Here is a 20,352-nt window from a genome sequence, read left to right on the forward strand (position 1 = left end):
GCTTTATGGATCCAATTAATAAACAAGAAATCATTATTGATTTGCGTCGTAATACGACAGTTGCATTTCCTTACTTTACTCAATTCGACACAAATGTGATTGATTTTATCATAAAAGATAAAGGCATCGATGCGGATTTATCAGCAGTCACAAACATCGTTGCTAATTTCAAAAGAAGCGACAAGGTGGTTATTACTCGCTCATTAACTGCAGTTGATAACGTCGTTACGTATGAATTAGGAACAGAAGAAATGCAAACAGATGGAATTGCTGAAATAAGCATTTCGTTTTTTGAAGGTGAAGATCGTCTTTCGACTCGAAAAATGAAATTGTATATTGGCGAATCTTTAGGGCCTGCTTTTGAGAAGAGCCAAGGCATGCCGCTTTTGCAAGAATTGTTTGTCGAGGTGGCAGAGAGTGTGCAGATGCTGAATGAAACAAATGCAGACTTAAATGCTGAAGAGGATACCCGGCAATTTCAAGAGTCTGTTCGAGAACAACAGGAAGACGAACGGCAAACGAATACATCAAATGCCATTGATGAATTGAACCAGGTGAAAGAGGATAATCAAATTAACTGGTTGCCGGAAGTTAGCACGGTAGCCGCTCGTGATACCGCGTACCCGAATCCGGTAAATGGCGATACAGTCCGGATCACAGGAGAAGCCCGGATTGATCGTTATAACGGTACAAGTTGGATCACAACGGATCGATACAATCCAGCTGCTATTGACCAAGTTACTCAACAGTTGGCCGAAACTGCGAAACAGAACGCGGATTATTTATACAATATTGAAAATGCATTACGTAAATTTTTATCCATAAAATACCCCACAATTGTTTGGTGGGGAGATTCGATCTCCGCTGGAACAGGTGCACCGTCCGGAAGAGGATATTTGACGCAAGTGGAGCAAACGGCAACGTGGTTCTTCGGAAAACCTAATTATGCCACGACATTGTTTTACAATTATGTTGATGCGACTTGGACTAAAGAGGATCGCGGAATTGCTTTGTATCGCGTAGTAGGTACAGCAGAATCAACTCCTTGTAAAATTATCGATTATTTCGGACGGTTTGATGTAGCAGTAAAGTGCCGAATTGTTTACTCGACAGCGCCAGACGGTGGGGAATTTGATGTAAAAATCGGTGGGGCTGTAGTCGGAACTATTTCGTGCAATGGAGCAGCTAAGGACGGGCTAATTAGCGCTGAATATTCAGTGCCGGCAAATTCAGCCGATGCCAATACGCAAATCATACCAAAAGGGAAAGTATATCTGCACGGTTCCATCATTTATTTAGAGGAGCATGCAAAAACACCGCGATTCGTTAACCTTGTTCATGGCGGAACGAAAATTGCGGATTATACCGACGCAGAAATCGTGGATAATGTCACTATGATTACGCCTGATCTGTTCGTTATGGCGCTGGGCGCTAATGATTACACACAAAACACACCTCTTGCCACTTACGAAGAGAAGGTGCGTATTGCAATTGAAGCAGCGCAGCCAGGAGCATCTGTTTTGTTGCTCGCAACAGGCGGAAATTCATCGACTTCTACGGACGGAGGCAGATATGAAGCACAAAAGGCGGTTTTGAAGAATTTAGCGAAAGAATACGACTGCGCTTTTGTAGATGTGGATGCGTATTGGGGTGGATATACAGAGGGCAACGCTCAAGGCTATTACGCTGATACTATTCACCCGACAGAAAAAGGGCATACCTCAATGGCGGATTTATTAACACCGATTTTGTTCCGCGCTGTTAACGTTTCAGAGAAAAACTATTATAAGGCAGTTTATCCAAATTCGTTTAAATGGTTTGAAAAACGCGATATTTATCACGACAAGGCAACCAAACGTGTTTTGTCGACAGCAGATCGAATTATTGCACCAAACCAATCCGGTACTGAAGTAGGGTGGGAAGCGCCGATACAGCCTATTATTGCACGTAGTTTGGCACAGTTTCCGCAATCACCTGCAAGGGGGCAGGTCGGGTTTGCAACAGACCGGAATAAAGTTTATGTTTGTACGGCAGAAAGATCAGCGGATGGAGCAACTGCTGCTGTGTGGAAGGACGTGTTCGGGGATGCTTGGACAATGCCGGAATATACGTCGTTGCCATCACCTTCTAGTTTCCCAGCAGGAACAATCATTCACTACAAATCAGCGGGAGAGGACTCGAAAATGTATATGGTTCAGATGTTGGCAGATGGAGTAACTAGGAAATGGGCAGTCGTTGGATTGACGACAGTTTTATAGATTGACAAGGGAAATTAAAGTGAAAAAGATAAATATATTTACCATTCTCATGTAGAATTTTACAGTTAGTTATTATAAACTTAAGTAAAATTTGAATTCATGAGGTGTTGTGTTTGTTCAGTGTCAATTGGAGGCATTTACTATTAGCCTTGATGATAGGTGGATCAGTAGGTGCCTTATCTTTATTGGGTACAGATATATTTTCCATGATAGCGATTGGATTAATTATATTTACTGTAAGTGTCCTCCTATATTTGAAATTTAGAGATATGTTTGTTTTGACGGTAACAATATTAGTATGTTTTACGCCTCAAATTTCCAGCATAGGTGTAAATATTGGATCTATTAACGTGTCTGTGACAGACTTCGTTATTCTATTCAACGTTTTTTACTTGTTTGTAACTAAAAAGTACCTGAAAATATTTAGTTTGTACTTAAAGAAACCAATCATTTTTAATATATTTTTATCATTGACTATGTTGTTGGGTATTTATCTAATGTTTTCTGTATATAATGACTTTGGACTCGCGTTAAAGTTAGCCCGGACATTGCTTTACTCGTTCTTTATATTTGTATTATGGATAGTTTATTGTAAAAAAGAAGATACAATTAGGCTTGTTATATTTCTTAGTATGGCGACCTCAACTATAGTAATATTAACTTATATTGGCATTTTTATATCGAAGGGTGAGTACGCAATATTTAGAAATGCAGAAACATTCCTTGCCGGAGCCTTTTGTTATTTAAGTATTTGGCTCATAACTGCTAAAGACTCCAAAAAAACTAAGATGTCAGCGTTTATAGCGATGGTGCTTTTAGTTGGTGCTATTGTTGTTCAACAAGATAGGGTGCAAATTGTAGCAGTAGTCGTATCACTACTAGCAGCAATGTTATTTTTAATAATCAAACGAGCATTCTTATTTAAACGTGTATTTAATTTAGTGTTTTCTTTCTTTGCTGTTTTTTCTTTTATTTATTTATTAGTGAAACTTATAAATAATCAAGGTGTAAACAAAATGTTTGAATCCTACTATACTAACAGAATATTAATTTTATTTAATAATAACGGCAATCTGCAATTGGATACCAGTTTAAGCATTCGAGTATCTCAGTATCAACGGATTATTGAACAAAATTCAGAGAATATATTAACTTTACTATTCGGAAAAGGTTTAGCAGCGACTTACTTTGGAAGCACTGTAGTAGTTGATAGTTTTTGGTTTTGGATTATCCTTAACTTAGGCTTAGTAGGTTTTATATTTTTTATAGGGTTTTTCGCTTTCCCAACTTTAAAAATATTACAATATCCAAAAGCAAATTTAAGTGCGCCTGTTTTTTCTTACATCGTTGCTGCCATTATAATGTCACTTACAACACCTAATATGATTTATAGAGTCGATGATTCTGTTGGAGTAGGTATAATTTTTGGGATGGTTTACTTATTAATAACTACCGAATTTACCGAAAACTTAGAAGGGAATAAAGTCCAAAAGAAAAAGGTGAAAGGAATAAAGTTAGGAAAGAAAAGATTAATATGGTGAAAAGTAGGACAAAACTGTTAAATAACTACGTTTTGTTATTTCAATAACTATGTCTATCAGTACACCTATTTTTATGGATAATATAATAAAAGGGGGTATTGATAGTGACAATGAATATGATTCGGGGCATTGATGCTCTGGTAGCTCATTTAAAAGAACAGGGAGTGCCAATCTCTCGTACAACTATTTTTACATTATTGAAGCAAAAGCAGATTCCCCACCGCCGTCCAGCACCACGCATTGTACTTTTTGATCTCGACAAGATCGAAGAATGGCTAAAGTCAAAAGACGATTCGGAAATTAGTTGACCAAACTGTTGATTCACTACATCCTGTTACACAAATAACTATTTCCATAAGTGTGCTCTTTTTGTTATATTGTCCGTAAAAAAGGGTGCTCGTTATGTTGAAAATCGAACTCGACGAACTTGAAGTTGAAAGAATCTATCGTGAAGAACTAAGAAAGCGATTAAATGAATTAGAACATCACCGTACATTTTGGGATTGGGATGAACTTTGTCGACAGACCTGCATGAGCAAGAATTTTATAAGAGAACAATTCTTTTTCGACCCACGGTTTCCTAAGTATCAAGTTGGTCGAAAATGGCTTTTCCCAGCCAAAGCAACGGAAGAGTTCTTATTGCAGTGGTTATCAGAGCAATAAGTAGGTTCCTACTGTTGAGTAAATGAAACGAGTATTAAATGTACAAGACTAGTGAATAGCTAGTCTTGTACATTTAACAAATTGCTATTTTTATACAAGAGATTTAAGATGAAGAAAAAGAACCCACATTTAGGGCTGGCACCCTGTGGGTTCTTGATATAATGGGTACTAAGTTAACCCTATTATATCAAATTATTTCAAACAGATATACTGGGGAGGAAATATAATGAGTAAGATTGGTAGAAATAATACCTGTCCATGCATGAGTGGGGGAAAGTACAAAAATTGTTGCGATAAAACCGGTATTTGGGCGCATTTTCAAAGTCAGGGATGGAACTATTATGATGAATCTTTTGCGTTGCAAATTTTATATTCAAGCGACGCCAAGTTTAGAAATTTTTATCATAAAGAACGTCAAAAAATATCTAAACCAATTCTATTTTTCTCAACTAATAGACTTAATTCAAAAATGTCTTACGGTAATATTGACGATGATTATTATTTTATCATCTCGACGCATCCTCAAATACCAGTCAGTGAATCAATACACATGGCTCATGAATTAGAACATCTTGTTCTTTGTTCTGAAGGTTATAAATTGGTTTCGTTTAAAGATCAATCTTTAAACTCAAATAGCCGAAAAAATAAAATGTTAAATGACATGATTTACGATCCGATTCTCAATAACCGATTAATTTCTTTCGGATATGATCTGTCAGCTTATCTAGATGAATCCGATAGAATCCAAATGAGGACAATTGGAACTGATGCAAAAGATGAAGAGAGTATATTTCTTGTGATGACTCTTTATGTAAAAAGAGTATTGGATTTTAGAAATATTTACTCGAATATCCTTCCAGAAGAAATTGAATTCAACAAATGGGTAAAGTATCATTACCCAGAAGTTATTCCTAAAAGTATGGCGATTTTAGATGTTATTTATAAATTCGGGCTATCTAATCCGACTGAAACTGAAGTGTCGTTGAAAGAAATATTGAAACTACTAAATATCGAGGATCAATTTGAATTATTTATCTCTTAAGAGCTACTACAGTAGCTCTTTTTTGTTTTAAAAGGAGGGAAAACAAATGAGTAACCAGTTTCAGAAAGTTTCCCTGGAAAATCAAAAAAAGATTATTGAATTAACTAAGAACAGAAATTTGGAAGAAATGATTATAACTTTTCATGGAGAAGAGTTGCCGTTCGATAAACGTAAGCACCAGGCGCACAAAAAATATCATGTACAGTAAAGGGGGTATGCAGTTTGATATCCGTTACACACAATGACGGCCGATCAGAGCCGTTAATCAATATACAGGGTGCTGAAATTGAAGAAGAAGTAAATGGGGTGTTCACGCTCTCGTTTACTTCTTTTTTTGTGGACAATCCTGGTTATGAGTTGTTGGAAGAAGAGTCGATTGTAGACTTGGCTGGTCAGGAATTTCGCATGACCGATTATAAAAAGAAACGTCTCAGTAAATCCGTTTCCGGACCGCATGTATTTTTCGATCTTATACATCATCGCGTGGAGGGTATACAGGGCGGCACCCGAACAGCAGAGGAGCAAGCGGCTTTTATCCTGGACGGATCGGGATGGACATGGGAAGTGAAGGGGGAGATTCCTCCGCAGTTATTTTTAGGTGCGTTTGGTAACAGCAATGCCATTCAGCTTATTCGTCTTATGTGCGAAACATTAAAGTGTGAAGTCCAAATCATGCCTGACAAGCACCTTGTCTTTTCCAAGCAGATCGGCAAGGATGATGATTTTCAATTCCGGTCGAAATATAACATCAAGGATATTAGTCGTTCCGTCAGTACGACGGATTTGTTTACTGCGATTAAAGCAACCGGAGCGAACGGATTGGAAAAAGAGTACCGTTCGGACACATGGGAGCTCTATGCCATTAACGGTAAGCCGCGTTATGCCGATCCAGTCACCAACGAAGAAATGGTCACGGAAGAAAGCTTGCTCGCATTCGCAGAACAGGAGCTGGGTGACAGGTGGATTCCTCAGATTTCAATTGATGTTTCTGTCGCAGAGTTGCAGGAGCAGGGGTATGAAGGTGTACCCGGATTAGGTGACCGCATATGGCTCATCGAACCATCCATGGGTCTTCCATTTCAAACTCGTGTGATGAAGAGAAAAGGCAATCCGTTTCAAAAAGGAAAATTCGTTGTCACCCTATCGAATGTAAAGCAGTCCTTTGCGGATATCCTTACGGAAACAAAAGTGGAAATCGATAAGAATGCAAAAGAATTTCGTTCGAGAATTGAGCAGACAAATAAATTAATCGAGTTAGAAGTTGAACGGTTAGGAAATGGCATACTTGAAGCATATTCACGCATTCAGATCGAATCGGATCGGATCACATCAGAAGTAGGGCGTCTTGATGGAGACGTTCTAACAGCAAACAGCCGGATCACTCAACTGGCAGATAGTGTGGAGGTTGAGGTGCAACGGATTGATCAAAACATGGGAACCTTAAATACCCAAGTTCAAATAAATGCAGGAGAAATTAGCACCAAAGTTTCTTCGACCGATTATAACGGCGTGGAGATGATTTCCCGTATTAATCAGACATCGACAACGATTAAAATGCTGGCGGAGCGTATTCAATTATCAGGTATTACGGAAGTTGCTCAGACGCTCCATATTGGTGCGCCGGGCAGTAGCGGCAACAAATCATTGATTTTCAACAACTATTCAGGTATCGACACATTCGGAACCGATTCGATGGAATTAACGACGTTTGGATTTATGCACATGAATTGCGAAACCGTCAGGTTTGATCCTTACTTCGGCGGTCGTGCTGCAAAGGTCGATCTATCGACAGCGGATGAAGTCATTTATGGCGACAACGCACCAGTCGCAAGGTTCGGTTGATGTAGATGGCTTATTTAAGAACGCCCTTTACAGACGGTGTAGGTGAAACGTGGATTGACGTCATTATTCAGGATTTAGATTATTCCGCATCGACATACACAGAACTCAATTTATTTTGTCTCGAGACTGGCCAGGGTTTTGACGTTCGATTTAAGTCGGGTGCCGGAGGTTCGCCGGGCACGTACCGCACAGGCGCACAGCGATTTGATAATTTATTGCCGGGTTCAACGTATAACTTTTATGCAGAAGCGACCTACGGCGGCGGGGATCGGCGTATTCCAGATAGCGGATATTACTCGTTTAGCACACTCGCCGGAACGGGCCCGGCTCCTTATAATGTGTCGATCAGTGAGGATTCGATGGACGGGAAAACCATTGATGTCATAGTGACGTGGATGGGGCAGGCGAATGAAGTGCGTTATGATGTGAGCTGGATATCGGGATTCCCTGACAATGTTCACTCGGTCAGTACACTTGCGACGTTTCACGAAAGGAGCTTCACCGCACCAGCGTACAGCACCCCTTATTACATTGATGTCCAAGTATCGGGTCCGGGTGGTACGTCGAACTGGGAAACGCTTTACATCATGACAGACCCGGAGCCTATCGTTGTCGGTTCCACGTCGATCACGTCGCTTTCGGACTTTGCCAGTAACGCAATACGGGTAAATTGGTCATATGCTACAAACGCAGTCTATTACGAAGTGCAATACCGGGTGTCCGGATCAAGCACTTGGCTTTATGCCGCATACAGTCAGAGCGGTAATGATTTTCTTGTAACCGGACTGCAACCGTCCACGGATTATCAGTTTAGAGTCCGGGGCTATCAAGGTAGCAGCTACGGGGCCTGGTCATCTGCTGTCCCCGGCCGGACGCTTTCAAATATCCCAACCGCCTTTAACTGGACCTATGCAAAGGTGCAGGGCGGCGAATATAACCTAAAAGCGCAGGAGTGGAATGCGCTCGGTTCCAAGATCAATCAATTCCGCGAATACAAAGGCTTGAGTAACTACCCGTTTTCGACAGCGTATGTCAATGCGATCTTTTATGCCAGTTATTATAATGAAGTGCGAGCTGCTATTAATGACATGGGACCGGTCACATCAATTCCGGCTATCCGCTACGCAGGGGATGACGTAACGGCAGCTGTTTTAAATAGATTAAGAGACAGTCTTAATTCTTTAAATTAATACAACTGGTAGGAGGAAAATAGAATGAAAATTATCATTACACTACAAGACGAAAACCAATTTCCTTTGGAATTTGAATACAATGCGGCAGAACTTGCGGCACAAGCAAATGCCCCAGGAGTTACAGTCGTAATGCTCGGTAGTATGGTCATTAGTAAAAACGCCATTAAGCACATTGTTTCTGCAGAACCATTAACACAACAACCTAACACCCAAATACAGCTTGCTGATGGTAAAAGTATCACAGATTATGTGGCGAATTATAATGCGACAGATATCGCTAAACAGTTCAATGATCCGCGAACATCCCTAGTAACCATCGGGGATACATTGGTTAGTAAAAATGCGTTTAAATTAGTTCTTCAACTGCCAGCAACAGAAACAGCTGCAGAATAGAAAAAATTCAGTGTCGTCCTCGGGCGGCATTTTTTTATACAAAAAATTATTAGGCGGTGAAACGATGGAAGTAAATTTGCAGGCCCAGGTGCATGATTTGAAAATCACGATGGCACGGATGGAAGGGAAGCTAGATGCTTCACTGGAGCTAAAAAAAGATGTACTCGAACTAAAAGCGGACATCAAAGAAACAAATGAATGCTTGGACGTAACAGATGATATTGCGAAGGAAGCACGGCAAATCGCAAAGCAAAATCAAAAAGCGATTGCGGATATGCTCACAACGATCAAATGGGGAGTCGGGATCGTCGTTACAATTATGATGCCGATTGCTCTTTTTGCTTTGAGCCAATTAACTGGGGGAGGACAATAACAATGAAAAATATCGATAACGGGACCATCGTGCGGACGGTGGTTCTTTTTGTTGCGCTCATTAATCAGATGGTAGTGGCGGCCGGGTATAGCCCCCTGCCATTTAACGATGCTCAAGTAGAATTTGCGGTTTCGACTTTCATTACCGCGGCAGCGGCAACCGTGGCATGGTGGAAAAATAATAACGTGACGCGTAGAGCTCGTCAGCAGGCAGCTATGCTCAAAAGAGAGGAGGATGCACAATGAGCTGGACACCAACATATCACAAAAGAAACCTTGGTAACTTGGATGATCTGGCACCTAACACAAAAGCAGCTGCAATGAAGTGGTACCAGTACTGCATCGATAAAAAAATTGATGTGTTGATTTATGAGACGATCCGGACCGTTGCCCAGCAGCGGGCAAACATTAAAAGTGGCGCTTCCAAATCGATGAAAAGCTACCACCTCGTCGGACAAGCGCTTGATTTCGTGCCGATCATCGGTGGTAAGGCGCAATGGCCACGTTCAGTGTATGCCAGCATTCCTTTTATCTCAGCTATTATCCACGCAGAAAAATTAGGTTTTGAAGCAGGGTATCGCTGGGGATGGGATGCGCCACACTTGCAATTCAATTATCGGGGCTACGGTACGGACAAAATGCCGGCAACAAGTGCAGCTGCAGTGCCGGCTGTTTCGATGGGAAAAGAGGAAGTTCTTTCGCTCCAACAGAAACTCACGAAGCTGGGCTTGGATACAAATGGAGTGGACGGCGTTTATGGAAAGGGAACAACCAATGCTGTCATGATCCTGCAGCGTCGGACTGGCCTGGCTATCGATGGCATTGCCGGACCACAGACACTGGCCAAGATCGAGCAGCTGCTGAAAGAAAAAGGGCTGATCGGTACACCAGGCATTTTCCGCGTTGTCACTGGAACGTTTGCTACACCAGAAGCGGCAGAAGCGGCGGCTAAAAAGATGCCGTATAACGCGCGTAAAGGCGCAGAGGACAACCGCATTTACACAGGCGTATTTACCTCACTTGAGTCTGCAGAAGAAGCGCGGGCGCTTATCGAGGTTGAACATGGATACAATCCGAGAATCAAATCGTATAGCGAAAGTGCATAAACGGCAAAAAAGCCCCGGGGGACCGGGGTTAAATCGCCGTGATAAATCTGACCACATGACCACATTTTGACCACATGACCACAGAAAAATCACTTCATCACCATAAATGAACAAAAATAAAAAAGTCATGAAAATAGATTTTTGTGTTTAAGTTTCGAATATGTCTTCCGAAAAATAAATATCAAAAACAGCTAAGAAACCTTCCTGCAACAGTTCATGTGGAGGCAGTGGCGGTTTTAGAGTTGATGTAGCAACGTTTTAGTGCAGGGAAGGAGTCTTTTGACCACATTCCCTGCACTTTTTTCATTTGCTTTTTTGAATGGTACCATCATCAAAAAAGCAGGCATCGTGGTGGATGGACAGCTCTTTTTTCAACAGCGGGGATAAATGATCGGTTTGATAGGCACAGACACAGCGCAGACTGTTTTCTTTTACAAGCCGGTCTGCTTTTTCTTCAAACGCAGCCAGGTCGGATAGGAAGTCTGACTGGCTGTTCCATTCAACATGCGACCAGATTCGCTTGGCGTAGCGGTAAATCTGCGATTGATGCGCTTCGTTTATGTAATGGTGGGAAGAAGGGTCCTGCACGTTGCAAATAAAAGAAAAAAATTCAAAGTTATTTTGATGCAGAATCATCTGCAGCTTTTCCGCGGGCAGCAGCGTATGAAGACGCAAGGATATAAACCGCCAGAGCCGGTCGTTTTCGATAAACAGCACAGGGTCTCCCAGTTGAATGGATTGCTGGATAAACGCAACGGCATTTTGGATATAAGCCTCTTCCTGTTCAAAACAATAAAACACGTGTGCACTTTGTGCAGTATCGAGCATGGCAAATCGGTCTGCGTATTGAGGGGGAGAGATGGTTGTCATAATGGTTCATCCTTTCAGCATACGAAACAGCCGATTTTCGAGAAGCATACCATAGTCCTATATCTTTGAACTAATTTGAATGTGTTCAAAAAAACCGGCCCTTCATTGAAAGCGGCCGGCTTTTTCTGCTTATACTGATACTGTGTAAGGTGTGGTGTTCACATCTTTTTCATAGTCGTCCGCTGAACAGCTTGCCGGAACGATTCTTTTAAGCATTAATCAATATAGCGTCTTGCTCCGGCATATTCCTGTTTATAAGGAGCGGTGTTCATCGATATGATTTCCACCCGTTTGCCCGCTTTGGGCGAGTGGATCATCTTGCCATCGCCAGCATACATGGCGACGTGATGGACACGCCCTTTGCCGTTGCTGTAAGCGAAAAAGAGCAGGTCCCCGGGCTTCAAAGCTGATTTAGAGATTGCTGTTCCGGCTTTTGCTTGCTCGGATGCATCACGCGGAATCCGGATGCCGTGATAGTTATAAATGGATGATGTGAAGCCAGAGCAGTCATACCCGTATGCGGAAACGCCCGACCATAAATAGGGCAAGCCGAGAAATTGCTTGCCGGTCGTCAGCAGCGCAGTACCGATCGGCTTCGGAATCGATGCTGTATTCCCCAAACGAACGTCACTTTTTTTGATCCATTTCGCCCCGTTTGCCGGTGTCATCACCTGTACCCAGTTGGTTTCCGATTTAATAACCGGAAGATCGGTATTAAAGCTGACCTCCATAAAGGATGTTTTTTTATCATGATATAAAACAGCTGTGTTAGCCTTTACCCGGGCTTTTTCACAGCTTTCGTAGGCAGCGGGCTGTGTAGTTACCTGTGATTTCGGAAGCCAGCCGGGGTAGCCCTTGCTATTTTTCGGCGTAGATTGGTCTTTAACCGCAACCTGGGCCCAGCTGCCGCTTGTTTTCAGGACGGTAACCTCCTGGCCGTACAAAGCTTGTGTTTCGGCTTTGCCCGTCAGCCAAAGACGGTCCTTCACGGTCGCCATTTTAGCTGTCCAGGCTTTCATGTTGACAGGGTTTTTTAAAATCGGCTGATCGATCTGGCGTTTAGCACTCGTGTCCTTCCAAAGCGTCGCCACGGACACATTCACATAAGTCTTTTTAACAGATGTTTTCTGATAGCAGGACGAAGCGGCTGAATCCGCAGGAAACAAGGGAAAAGTGAGAGCAAACATCATCAGCACGATCAGCACCTTTTTCAATGTCATAAGCGATTCTCCTTTATATATATGTGGAAATAAACCAATCAAGACGAATAGTTCCAGATAGATTGATCATACCATGAATAGAGGCCGACCATAATTGAAATTAGCTGTTTTAACCAAATATCGTTATAATGGAAAGAAACGAAGGATAAAAGGAGGAGCTTGAATGGGGAAAAAACTGCCAGTAAAAGAACAGGTGCTTCTCGCTTACTACGTGCAATATTATTTGGAAAACAAACCGGATGTCATGTATGAGCTTCATGAGCGGATGAGCGATCATATGGAGCCGGCGGTGTATGAAATCGCCATGAATGATTTATTTGATGAAGGGCTTGTGAACGGTCTTGAGAAAATTCGTCACTACGACGAAACGGACGGACATATTATTAAGCCAATGATTACAAACGAAGGCATTTTATATATTAACAACGTGTTGAATATTCAGCCGTATGCGAGTGACGGCAGCAAGCTTGAGTACGTGAAAAACAGCTTAACAACGAGCAGCCTTGAGCTTTCGATTCCAGTTATTGCGGAATATGTGGACGAAGCAGCAGCCCGGAAGTAAAAACCTCTTGCCGCCAAGAGGTTTTTTTGTTTGATTGACAGAATAGAGAGGAAGAGAAAGCAGTGAAAAAGTGGATCGCTTTTATTTGGCTTGCACTTGCAGGCGGATTCCTGTCAGCCTGCACGATGGAAGATGTGGGTGACGTGCTGGAGATAACAGAGGATGTGCTGACAGCAATTGAAAAAGAACAAAACAGTACACCGGAAACAGAAAAAGCAGAAGAACCGTTGAACGAATCAGGCAGCATATTAAAATCAAAAGGGACGATGGAGCCGATCCCGGCTGACCTTGTCCGCCCGGTTGACGGCGATACGGCTGTATTCGCCTTTGATGCAGATCAGGACGGAAAAAAGGAAGAGTTTAGTGCCCGTTTTTTATTAATCGATACACCGGAGACGCGCCATCCGCAGCTTGGCAAGCAGCCGCTCGGCGAAGAAGCGAAGGAGCGAACAGCCGAATTGCTTGAAGACGGAGAAGTGACGATTGAATTCGACGTCGGACAACGGCTGGATAAGTATGATCGGATTTTAGTGTATGTATACGTTGACGGCGTGAGCGTGCAGGAAACACTTCTTGAAGAAGGGTTTGCACGGGTGGCCTACGTATATCCGCCGAATACGAGATACCTGGACGAGTTTGAAGCAAAAGAAGCCGTCGCCAAACAAAAAGAAAGAGGCGTCTGGGCAATGGATGGTTACGTAACAGAGCGGGGATTTAATTCCGAATGAAAAAGCCGATTTACACTCCTGAAGTGTAAATCGGCTTTTTCTGTTACTTTATCATTCAGATGTTTAACGAGTTAACGAACCTGTCCGTCACCGCTCATGATATATTTAATCGTCGTCAAGGACGGCAGACCAACAGGACCTCGTGCGTGCAGCTTCTGAGTAGAAATGCCGATTTCGGCACCGAAGCCGAGTGCTTCTCCGTCGGTAAACCGTGTCGATGCATTGTGGTACAATGCCGCTGCATCAACCTGCGTCATAAACGTGCGTGCTGTCTGCTTGTTTTCTGTCACGATGGCTTCTGAATGGTTCGTGCCATATTCATTAATATGGTCAATCGCGTCATCGAGTCCGCTGACAACCTTAACGGCAAGATCCAGGCTTAAATATTCATTTGCCCAATCTTCCTCCGTCGCCGGAATCGCGTGCGGAATCGTCTTCACAGCGGTGTCGTCGCCATGAACTGCAATGTTATGCGTTAGAAGCGTTTCAATCAACGCATCCTTATGCTCGTTCAGCCAGTCCTGGTGGATGATGGCTGTTTCTAACGCGTTGCACACAGCAGGACGGTCTGTTTTGGCGTTAACTAAAATAGCGAGTGCTTTTTCCACGTCAGCCTCTGCGTCAATGTACAAGTGGCAGTTGCCGACACCTGTTTCCAGCACCGGAACCGTTGCGTTTTCCACGACCGTTTTAATGAGCGAGCCGCCGCCGCGCGGAATAATGACATCAATGTGCTCCTTCATCGTCAGAAGCTCATTAACAGCGCTGCGGTCCGTGGATTCAATAAATTGAACGGCTTCTTTTGGAATAGCCGTTTCATCCAGCGCTTCGTGGATCACGTTCACGATTGCTTTATTTGAAGAAAGGGCCGAGGAGCCGCCTTTCAAGACAACCGCGTTGCCGGATTTTAAAGCAAGGCCTGCAGCATCCACTGTCACATTCGGGCGCGCTTCGTAAATCATGCCGATGACGCCGAGCGGAACACGGACTGCTTCTACGTCCAATCCGTTCTCAAGCGTCCAGCTCGATGATACTTCACCAACTGGGTCCGGGAGACCGGCTACCTTGCGTAGGCCGCCGGCAAAGCTGAATACGCGATTCTTTGAAAGAGAAAGACGGTCCATATAGGCGTCGTCATATCCTTTTTCCCGGCCTTTCTGTAAATCGGCTTCATTTGCTTTTAAAATGGCTTCATACTTCGCTTCCAGCTGATCGGCTACGTGAATCAGCGCCTCGTTTTTCACTTCTGTTGAAAGAGCAGCAAGGACTCTTGATGCTTTTTTCGCCTGGATAGCTTGTTCCGTCATATGTGTTGTTTGCGTTAAGATAAGATCGTCCTCCTTTTAAAATTAAACCGTGACAGGTGAAGATGTTTCTAAATGAAGGCACACGAATTGCTTCCGGTCGATCGCCGTGTCTGCCTGCTGTACTTGTTCGTCATTCAGCTGCTTGGAAGAATAATTAATGATGCCCATACCGATTTCATTGCTGTTCACATCTTTAATGCTCACAACCTGTCCATCTTTAAACGTGCCGTTCACCGCGTAAATGTCGGAAACAAGCAAGCTGTCGCTTTGCTCCAAAATAAACTGGCCCCGTTCGGCTTCGACAATAATTTCACCCTGTGCGCCTGAATGGAAAGCGATCCATTGCTCTTTGTAGTCGAGATTGGTCTGAGCCTCGTTCACTTCAAAATAGGTGCCCTTCGCTTTTTGACGAACGGCGTCCAATAAAATATTGGCTTTATCCGCTTTTCCTAAAAAGGATGGGATGCCGGATGCCATCGCAATTTTTACCGCTTCAATTTTCGACTTCATTCCGCCTGTGCCGACATCGCTTGCCGGTCCGCCCGCTGCTGCCTCGATTTCAGGTGTAATTTCATGCACCTGCTCAAGCATCTTCGCATGGGGGTCCTTTGTCGGATCCGCATCATACAGCCCGTCGATATCTGACAAAATCGCCAGCATATCGGCCCCGATCAGGCCGGCTACTTTCGCGGACAACGTATCGTTGTCACCGAATTTCAAATGATTCACTGTTACAGTGTCATTTTCATTCACAATCGGAATAATGCCGCGGTCAAGCAGAACAGACATTGTGTTCCGGACATTTTGATAGCGGTTTTCATCCGAAAAATCATCTCTCGTTATGAGCATTTGCGACGCTGTGTAGCCGTGTGATAAAAACAGATTCGAATACGTCTCCATGAGAAGGCCTTGTCCAATCGAAGCGGCTGCCTGTTTTTCTGGGAGAGTATCTGGACGCTGCAGGAATCCGAGCTTCCGGTAGCCTGCTGCAACGGCACCCGATGAAACGAGGACCACTTCATAATTTTGATCTTTTAAATGAACAACTTCATCAACCAGCTTTTCAATTTTGCGACGGCTGATTTCACCGTGCTGGCTTGTTAGTGAATTACTTCCAATTTTTACAACGACTCTTTTTTTTGTTTTGTTTGTCACCTAATCGCTCCTTTTAAACGTGCTGTGGTTTTTTTGAGAATTGATTGCTGATTTCTTCTGAACGTGCAGCGGCGCCTTTAACAGCCTGATAAATGGCTTCGCCGCCTCCAAAGTGCTCAAGTGCTTCTAATCCTGCGAACGTCGTGCCGTTTGGCGATGTGATCTTTTTGCGAAGCTCTGCAGGTGTATCCTCCTGGCGCATGATCATTTTCGCCGCGCCATACATCGTCTGTGCGGCAATTGCCCGAACCGTTTCGGCATCAAAGCCGCCTTCAGCTCCTGCTTTTTCAATGGATTCCATTAAATAATAGAAATAAGCCGGTCCACTTCCTGCGATCCCTGTAAAGATATCCATCTGCTCCTCTTGAATCGTGTAAACCGATCCAATGCAGCGAAGCAGGGATGCGGCATCCTTCATATTGTCTTCATTAGTCCACGCGCCGGAAGAAATGGCGGTCGCTGATTCTTCGGCAATAGCGGATGTATTCGGCATTACGCGTATAACCTGCTGGCCTTCTTCGAAAAAGCGTTCAATATGGGAAGTAGGAATGCCGGCCAAAACAGAAAGAATGACTTGATGGGGCTGAATATGCTTTTGCAAGGATTCAAGCGCGGCATCCGCATCTTTCGGCTTCATTGCTAAAATAAAGAAATCGATTTGATCAAAAGGCAGTTCACTGTTTTGCATCGTTCTTATTCCATATTTTGCTTGAAGCGCTGCCCGTTTTTCCTGGTTGCTGTGGTTCGTGGCAATTACGTTCTCCGGGTGTAATTGTCCGTTATTGACAATACCCGCGATCATCGCTTCTGCCATGGAACCCGCACCAATAAACGCGACTGTTTTGTTTTTTAGCATGTTGCTCTCCTTCGTGTTCGTATTTTTTGTTCGTGTTTTTCATGACGGTTTCCATACTAACACGCTGAAAATGGATGTCAAGGCGCGGCAGCAAGCGTTTTTCATCTCCTTTTGGGGAGTGCGCGTTCGCATGTCGTTTTCTGGTAAATGTACGCTGAACCATGATGCAGCAAGCGATAAGCGGGGGATGAAATGTGGGAATGAAAGTGTTTACTTTTAAGAAAAGAGATCGTTAATTTGGTATTGAATTCTGAATATTTTTATTTTTGTTATCGTTTTCAAGCAGCGCAATTCGCTTAACATCCCTGCATTATGTGTCTAAAAATGTCTATGGAAAAGCGGTCCGTTTAAATAAAAGACAAGAACCAAACAGCATGCCGCTGTTCATCGGCGGCCGCCCGGTTGAAGACACGCTTTACGTAAGGAAGGTGAGTGGACTCCGCCACCTGACGATAAAATTCTGACGTTTCTTGCTCGTCGCGAAAGGCAGAAAGAACTCCCTGCTTAAACGTTCTCGGGCAGGTTTCGTTCATTTTGGGCGAAGGGGCAGAGCCGGTTAAAGCGTGATAAAGGGCAGAGAATGCTTCAAAGTGACGAAGCTCATCTTCCCGTATGGCCAAAATTCTTTTTTTGACGTCCGCACTCGGCGCCAGATCGGCCAGTTTTTCGTAACAATGGATGGCGGTAAATTCGCCATTTATTGCTTTGGTCAGCTGATCGGTTAACATACAGAAACACATCCTTTTAAATAGGTAGTGCTCTATCATATGCAGCGCATCGTTTTCTTGTTAAAATGGACGGGTAAAGGTGGGAGAAACGCCAGCAAGGGGGAAAATAAATGAAGGCCATCGTATTAAAAGAAGCCGGCGGACCGGAAAAAGCAAGTTATACAGAAGTGGAAAAGCCAGCGGCAGGAGGCTGGGAGATTGTTGTCAAGCTGAAAAACGCCGCATTGAACCGGCGCGACGTATTTGTGACGCATGGGATGTATCCAGGCATGAAGCTTCCTTCTGTTCTTGGAGCAGATGGAGCAGGGATTGTGGACTCGGTCGGTGATGGAGTGGAAAGTCTTCGTGCAGGTGATGAAGTCATCATCAATCCCGGGCTTCAATGGGGAGAGGATATTCGCTTCAACAGTCCCAAGTTCCATATCCTCGGCATGCCGACAGACGGTACATATGCGGAATACGTGAAAATTTCGTGTGAAAATGTGTATAAAAAGCCGGCGTATTTAACATGGGAGGAAGCAGCATCAATTCCACTTTCCGCTTTAACCGCTTACCGGGCGCTGATGACGCGTGGCGAACTGAAAAAGGGAGAAACGGTGTTTATTCCCGGCATTGGAAGCGGAGTCGCTTTGTTTGCGCTGCAAATCGCTGTAGCAAAAGGCGCGAACGTATATGTGTCTTCGAGCAGCGACGAAAAAATTAGGCGCGCGGTTGAAATGGGTGCGTCAGGCGGAGTCAATTACCGGACAGACGGCTGGGTAAAGGACTTGAAGAGTAAAATAGGCGGCGCAGACTTGATTATTGACGGCGTCGGTGGAGAACCGTTCAAAGACTTGATTCAGGTGGCGAATGCCGGCGGACGGATCGTGAATTTTGGTGCGACGGCGGGCACGGTGCCTGAACTGGTGCTGCCGCGAGTGTTCTTCAAGCATATTGATATACGCGGAACGACAATGGGCAGTCCACAGGAGTTTGCCGACATGCTGATGTTTTTTGAAGAACATGAAATTCGTCCGGTCATCGATAAGCGCTTTTCGCTCGCAGACGCTGTTTCCGCGATGAAGTATATGGAAAGCGGAGATTCGTTCGGAAAGATTGTTTTGGATATTTGATCGGGAGGAAAAACCAAGCACATATGTGGATGACGGCGCAATTAAATGAATGAGCGCGCAATTCCCCGGGTTGACGGCGCAATTACCGAAAGTAACGCGCAATTATGTGTGAATTGCGCGTTATTCTACATAATTGCGCCGTCCATTTGGTTTAAGAAAAAATACGGTTTTCGTCATGAAGAGAGAAAAGCCGAGCGATCGTCTCATGATCGCTCGGCTTTTTCTGGCTTTATTCCGGCTTTTGGAACACACATTGGATCACGTGGCTTGTCCCTTGATGAAGGTGCCCTTCGTTTCGTTCCGCTTCTCCGCAGAAAACGATTTTATGAACCAGCCGGAGAACACATCAAGCATTTGCTCCGGTGTGAAAAGAAGCTCACGATCGTGTTGAAATCGCTTATGCCACATGTTCACGCGCAGCACGTTCCTTTGTTATTTTCGTGTACCAGCTGTGCAGGATCATGCCGATGATGATCAACACGATGCCAATAGAGGCAATGGTTCCCGGAAACGCTGCCTGAAATAAAATCACTTCGCCGATTACAGTAAACAGCACCTGTGCGGACTGTGTGGCCTCGACGGAAGCAAGCTGTCCGGGGTTATGGCGTGACCGGTCTGTGGCGATAAAAAAGAGCGTTGTGGCGATCACACCGGAAGACAAGCCGACAATAAAGGTTTGCAGCAGCTGGCTGGACGATGGAGGCCCGGCTGTTGCCCAGCCAGTGATGCTGAGCAGAATCCAAAACGGCAGGCTTGCGATAATCATGCCGAGAATGCGTGAAAACGTATCAAGGCGTCCGCCGCAAAGTGCCATCATTTTCCGGTTGCCGAGTGGGTACGCAAAAGCGGCGATCAGAACAGGCAGAACACCCGTTAAAAAGCCGTTCCATGTAAATCCATCGGACTTTTCTGCTTGCAGCAGCGCCACGCCGGCTAAAATCACACAGGAAATCGCAAGGGCGCCGAGCGGAATTTTTTGGCGGACCATGCGGCCATTCTTCCTGTCCATAAACAGCGGCGTCAAAAGAACGCCTGCGACAATCGTGAGCTGCCACGTACCACCGACAAGCCAGCCGGGTCCGGATGCTGCTGCATACGTGATCGGTGCGTAAAAAAGCACAAAGCCAAAAAAGCTCCACACGACCCAGGCGACCGGATGCTGCTTCATTTCACTGAACAATGGCCGAAGCTTGCCGCGCATGGCAACGATGATCACGAAGAAAGGAAGCATAAAAAAGAAACGAAGGGATGCGCTCCACATCCAGCTGCCTCCTGACAGCTCCATCGAACGGTTTAAAATAAACGTTACCGCAAAAAACAACGAGGCTAAAATGCCAATCGCGATTTCTTTCATAATTGATCCTCTTTCTAGTATCTGCCCCGTTCAGCTTGCAAGCGGCAGGG

The 20,352-nt window shown here is 44.2% G+C and carries 22 protein-coding genes; 15 read left to right on the forward strand and 7 right to left on the reverse strand.

Going from position 1 to position 20,352, the window contains the following annotated elements; genetic code table 11:
• The first annotated feature begins 5 nt into the window (after window positions 1-5).
• The 12 genes from BW952_RS10215 to BW952_RS19675 all read left to right on the forward strand — a co-directional run bounded on the left by BW952_RS10215 (window position 6) and on the right by BW952_RS19675 (window position 10,410).
• Window positions 6-2,258 carry an SGNH/GDSL hydrolase family protein gene (locus BW952_RS10215; RefSeq protein WP_045850508.1) on the forward strand — a complete coding sequence of 751 codons (2,253 nt, stop codon included), beginning with the start codon at window positions 6-8 and terminating at the stop codon, window positions 2,256-2,258.
• A 113-nt stretch (window positions 2,259-2,371) separates the two neighbouring features.
• Complete coding sequence (locus BW952_RS10220; protein ID WP_076496280.1) at window positions 2,372-3,799, forward strand: hypothetical protein; 1,428 nt, start codon at window positions 2,372-2,374, stop codon at window positions 3,797-3,799.
• Window positions 3,800-3,903: 104 nt separating this feature from the next.
• Window positions 3,904-4,107: a helix-turn-helix transcriptional regulator gene (locus BW952_RS10225; protein ID WP_052698412.1), complete on the forward strand. Its 204-nt coding sequence runs from the start codon at window positions 3,904-3,906 to the stop codon at window positions 4,105-4,107.
• A gap of 94 nt (window positions 4,108-4,201) precedes the next feature.
• On the forward strand, window positions 4,202-4,462 hold the full coding sequence (locus BW952_RS10230; RefSeq protein ID WP_045850506.1) for a group-specific protein: 261 nt from the start codon (window positions 4,202-4,204) through the stop codon (window positions 4,460-4,462).
• A gap of 226 nt (window positions 4,463-4,688) precedes the next feature.
• Window positions 4,689-5,504, forward strand: a complete 816-nt coding sequence (locus BW952_RS10235; protein ID WP_045850505.1) for a YecA family protein — start codon at window positions 4,689-4,691, stop codon at window positions 5,502-5,504.
• A gap of 46 nt (window positions 5,505-5,550) precedes the next feature.
• The gene (locus BW952_RS19430) at window positions 5,551-5,712 is read left to right on the forward strand and encodes a hypothetical protein (RefSeq protein WP_156149411.1); all 162 of its coding nucleotides are present in this window, start codon (window positions 5,551-5,553) and stop codon (window positions 5,710-5,712) included.
• A gap of 14 nt (window positions 5,713-5,726) precedes the next feature.
• A complete protein-coding gene (locus BW952_RS10240) occupies window positions 5,727-7,346 on the forward strand; it encodes a phage tail protein (protein WP_045850504.1) in 1,620 nt (539 codons plus the stop codon).
• A gap of 5 nt (window positions 7,347-7,351) precedes the next feature.
• Window positions 7,352-8,536 (forward strand): fibronectin type III domain-containing protein, encoded by a 1,185-nt coding sequence (locus BW952_RS10245; protein ID WP_045850503.1) that lies wholly within the window; start codon window positions 7,352-7,354, stop codon window positions 8,534-8,536.
• A 24-nt stretch (window positions 8,537-8,560) separates the two neighbouring features.
• Window positions 8,561-8,932 carry a hypothetical protein gene (locus BW952_RS10250; protein WP_045850502.1) on the forward strand — a complete coding sequence of 124 codons (372 nt, stop codon included), beginning with the start codon at window positions 8,561-8,563 and terminating at the stop codon, window positions 8,930-8,932.
• Window positions 8,933-8,996: 64 nt separating this feature from the next.
• A complete protein-coding gene (locus BW952_RS10255) occupies window positions 8,997-9,305 on the forward strand; it encodes a hypothetical protein (protein WP_139325438.1) in 309 nt (102 codons plus the stop codon).
• Window positions 9,306-9,307: 2 nt separating this feature from the next.
• Window positions 9,308-9,550: a phage holin gene (locus BW952_RS10260; RefSeq protein WP_045850500.1), complete on the forward strand. Its 243-nt coding sequence runs from the start codon at window positions 9,308-9,310 to the stop codon at window positions 9,548-9,550.
• Entirely contained in the window at window positions 9,547-10,410 is an 864-nt protein-coding gene (locus BW952_RS19675) for a peptidoglycan-binding protein (protein WP_052698411.1), read from the forward strand. Before BW952_RS10260 ends, BW952_RS19675 begins: the two co-directional genes overlap by 4 nt.
• A gap of 303 nt (window positions 10,411-10,713) precedes the next feature.
• Here the strand turns inward: BW952_RS19675 and BW952_RS10270 are convergent, their stop codons facing one another.
• A complete protein-coding gene (locus BW952_RS10270; protein ID WP_052698506.1) occupies window positions 10,714-11,280 on the reverse strand; it encodes an MEDS domain-containing protein in 567 nt (188 codons plus the stop codon).
• 215 nt (window positions 11,281-11,495) lie between these two features.
• Window positions 11,496-12,500 carry a C40 family peptidase gene (locus BW952_RS10275; protein WP_045851888.1) on the reverse strand — a complete coding sequence of 335 codons (1,005 nt, stop codon included), beginning with the start codon at window positions 12,498-12,500 and terminating at the stop codon, window positions 11,496-11,498.
• Window positions 12,501-12,663: 163 nt separating this feature from the next.
• On the opposite strand from BW952_RS10275, the gene BW952_RS10280 reads away from it, so the two are divergent.
• Both BW952_RS10280 and BW952_RS10285 read left to right on the forward strand, forming a co-directional pair.
• Entirely contained in the window at window positions 12,664-13,062 is a 399-nt protein-coding gene (locus BW952_RS10280; RefSeq protein WP_045851889.1) for a hypothetical protein, read from the forward strand.
• Between the two features lie 62 nt (window positions 13,063-13,124).
• Window positions 13,125-13,790: a thermonuclease family protein gene (locus BW952_RS10285; RefSeq protein WP_052698507.1), complete on the forward strand. Its 666-nt coding sequence runs from the start codon at window positions 13,125-13,127 to the stop codon at window positions 13,788-13,790.
• A gap of 71 nt (window positions 13,791-13,861) precedes the next feature.
• Here BW952_RS10285 and BW952_RS10290 read toward each other — a convergent pair whose 3' ends face one another.
• From BW952_RS10290 to BW952_RS10305, 4 genes are all read right to left on the reverse strand, one after another.
• A complete protein-coding gene (locus BW952_RS10290; RefSeq protein WP_045851890.1) occupies window positions 13,862-15,097 on the reverse strand; it encodes a glutamate-5-semialdehyde dehydrogenase in 1,236 nt (411 codons plus the stop codon).
• Window positions 15,098-15,139: 42 nt separating this feature from the next.
• Window positions 15,140-16,252 (reverse strand): glutamate 5-kinase, encoded by a 1,113-nt coding sequence (gene proB, locus BW952_RS10295; RefSeq protein ID WP_045851891.1) that lies wholly within the window; start codon window positions 16,250-16,252, stop codon window positions 15,140-15,142.
• 13 nt (window positions 16,253-16,265) lie between these two features.
• Complete coding sequence (gene proC, locus BW952_RS10300; RefSeq protein ID WP_045851892.1) at window positions 16,266-17,108, reverse strand: pyrroline-5-carboxylate reductase; 843 nt, start codon at window positions 17,106-17,108, stop codon at window positions 16,266-16,268.
• A gap of 347 nt (window positions 17,109-17,455) precedes the next feature.
• On the reverse strand, window positions 17,456-17,836 hold the full coding sequence (locus BW952_RS10305) for a ferritin-like domain-containing protein (RefSeq protein WP_231581468.1): 381 nt from the start codon (window positions 17,834-17,836) through the stop codon (window positions 17,456-17,458).
• A 110-nt stretch (window positions 17,837-17,946) separates the two neighbouring features.
• On the opposite strand from BW952_RS10305, the gene BW952_RS10310 reads away from it, so the two are divergent.
• On the forward strand, window positions 17,947-18,948 hold the full coding sequence (locus tag BW952_RS10310; protein ID WP_045851894.1) for a zinc-binding dehydrogenase: 1,002 nt from the start codon (window positions 17,947-17,949) through the stop codon (window positions 18,946-18,948).
• Between the two features lie 397 nt (window positions 18,949-19,345).
• On the opposite strand, the gene BW952_RS10315 is transcribed toward BW952_RS10310, so the two are convergent.
• On the reverse strand, window positions 19,346-20,302 hold the full coding sequence (locus BW952_RS10315; protein WP_045851895.1) for a DMT family transporter: 957 nt from the start codon (window positions 20,300-20,302) through the stop codon (window positions 19,346-19,348).
• Between the last annotated feature and the right edge of the window lie 50 nt (window positions 20,303-20,352).

Origin of the sequence: Domibacillus enclensis (genome assembly GCF_900156125.1) — a bacterium.
Taxonomy (GTDB): Bacteria; Bacillota; Bacilli; order Bacillales; family Domibacillaceae; genus Domibacillus; species Domibacillus enclensis.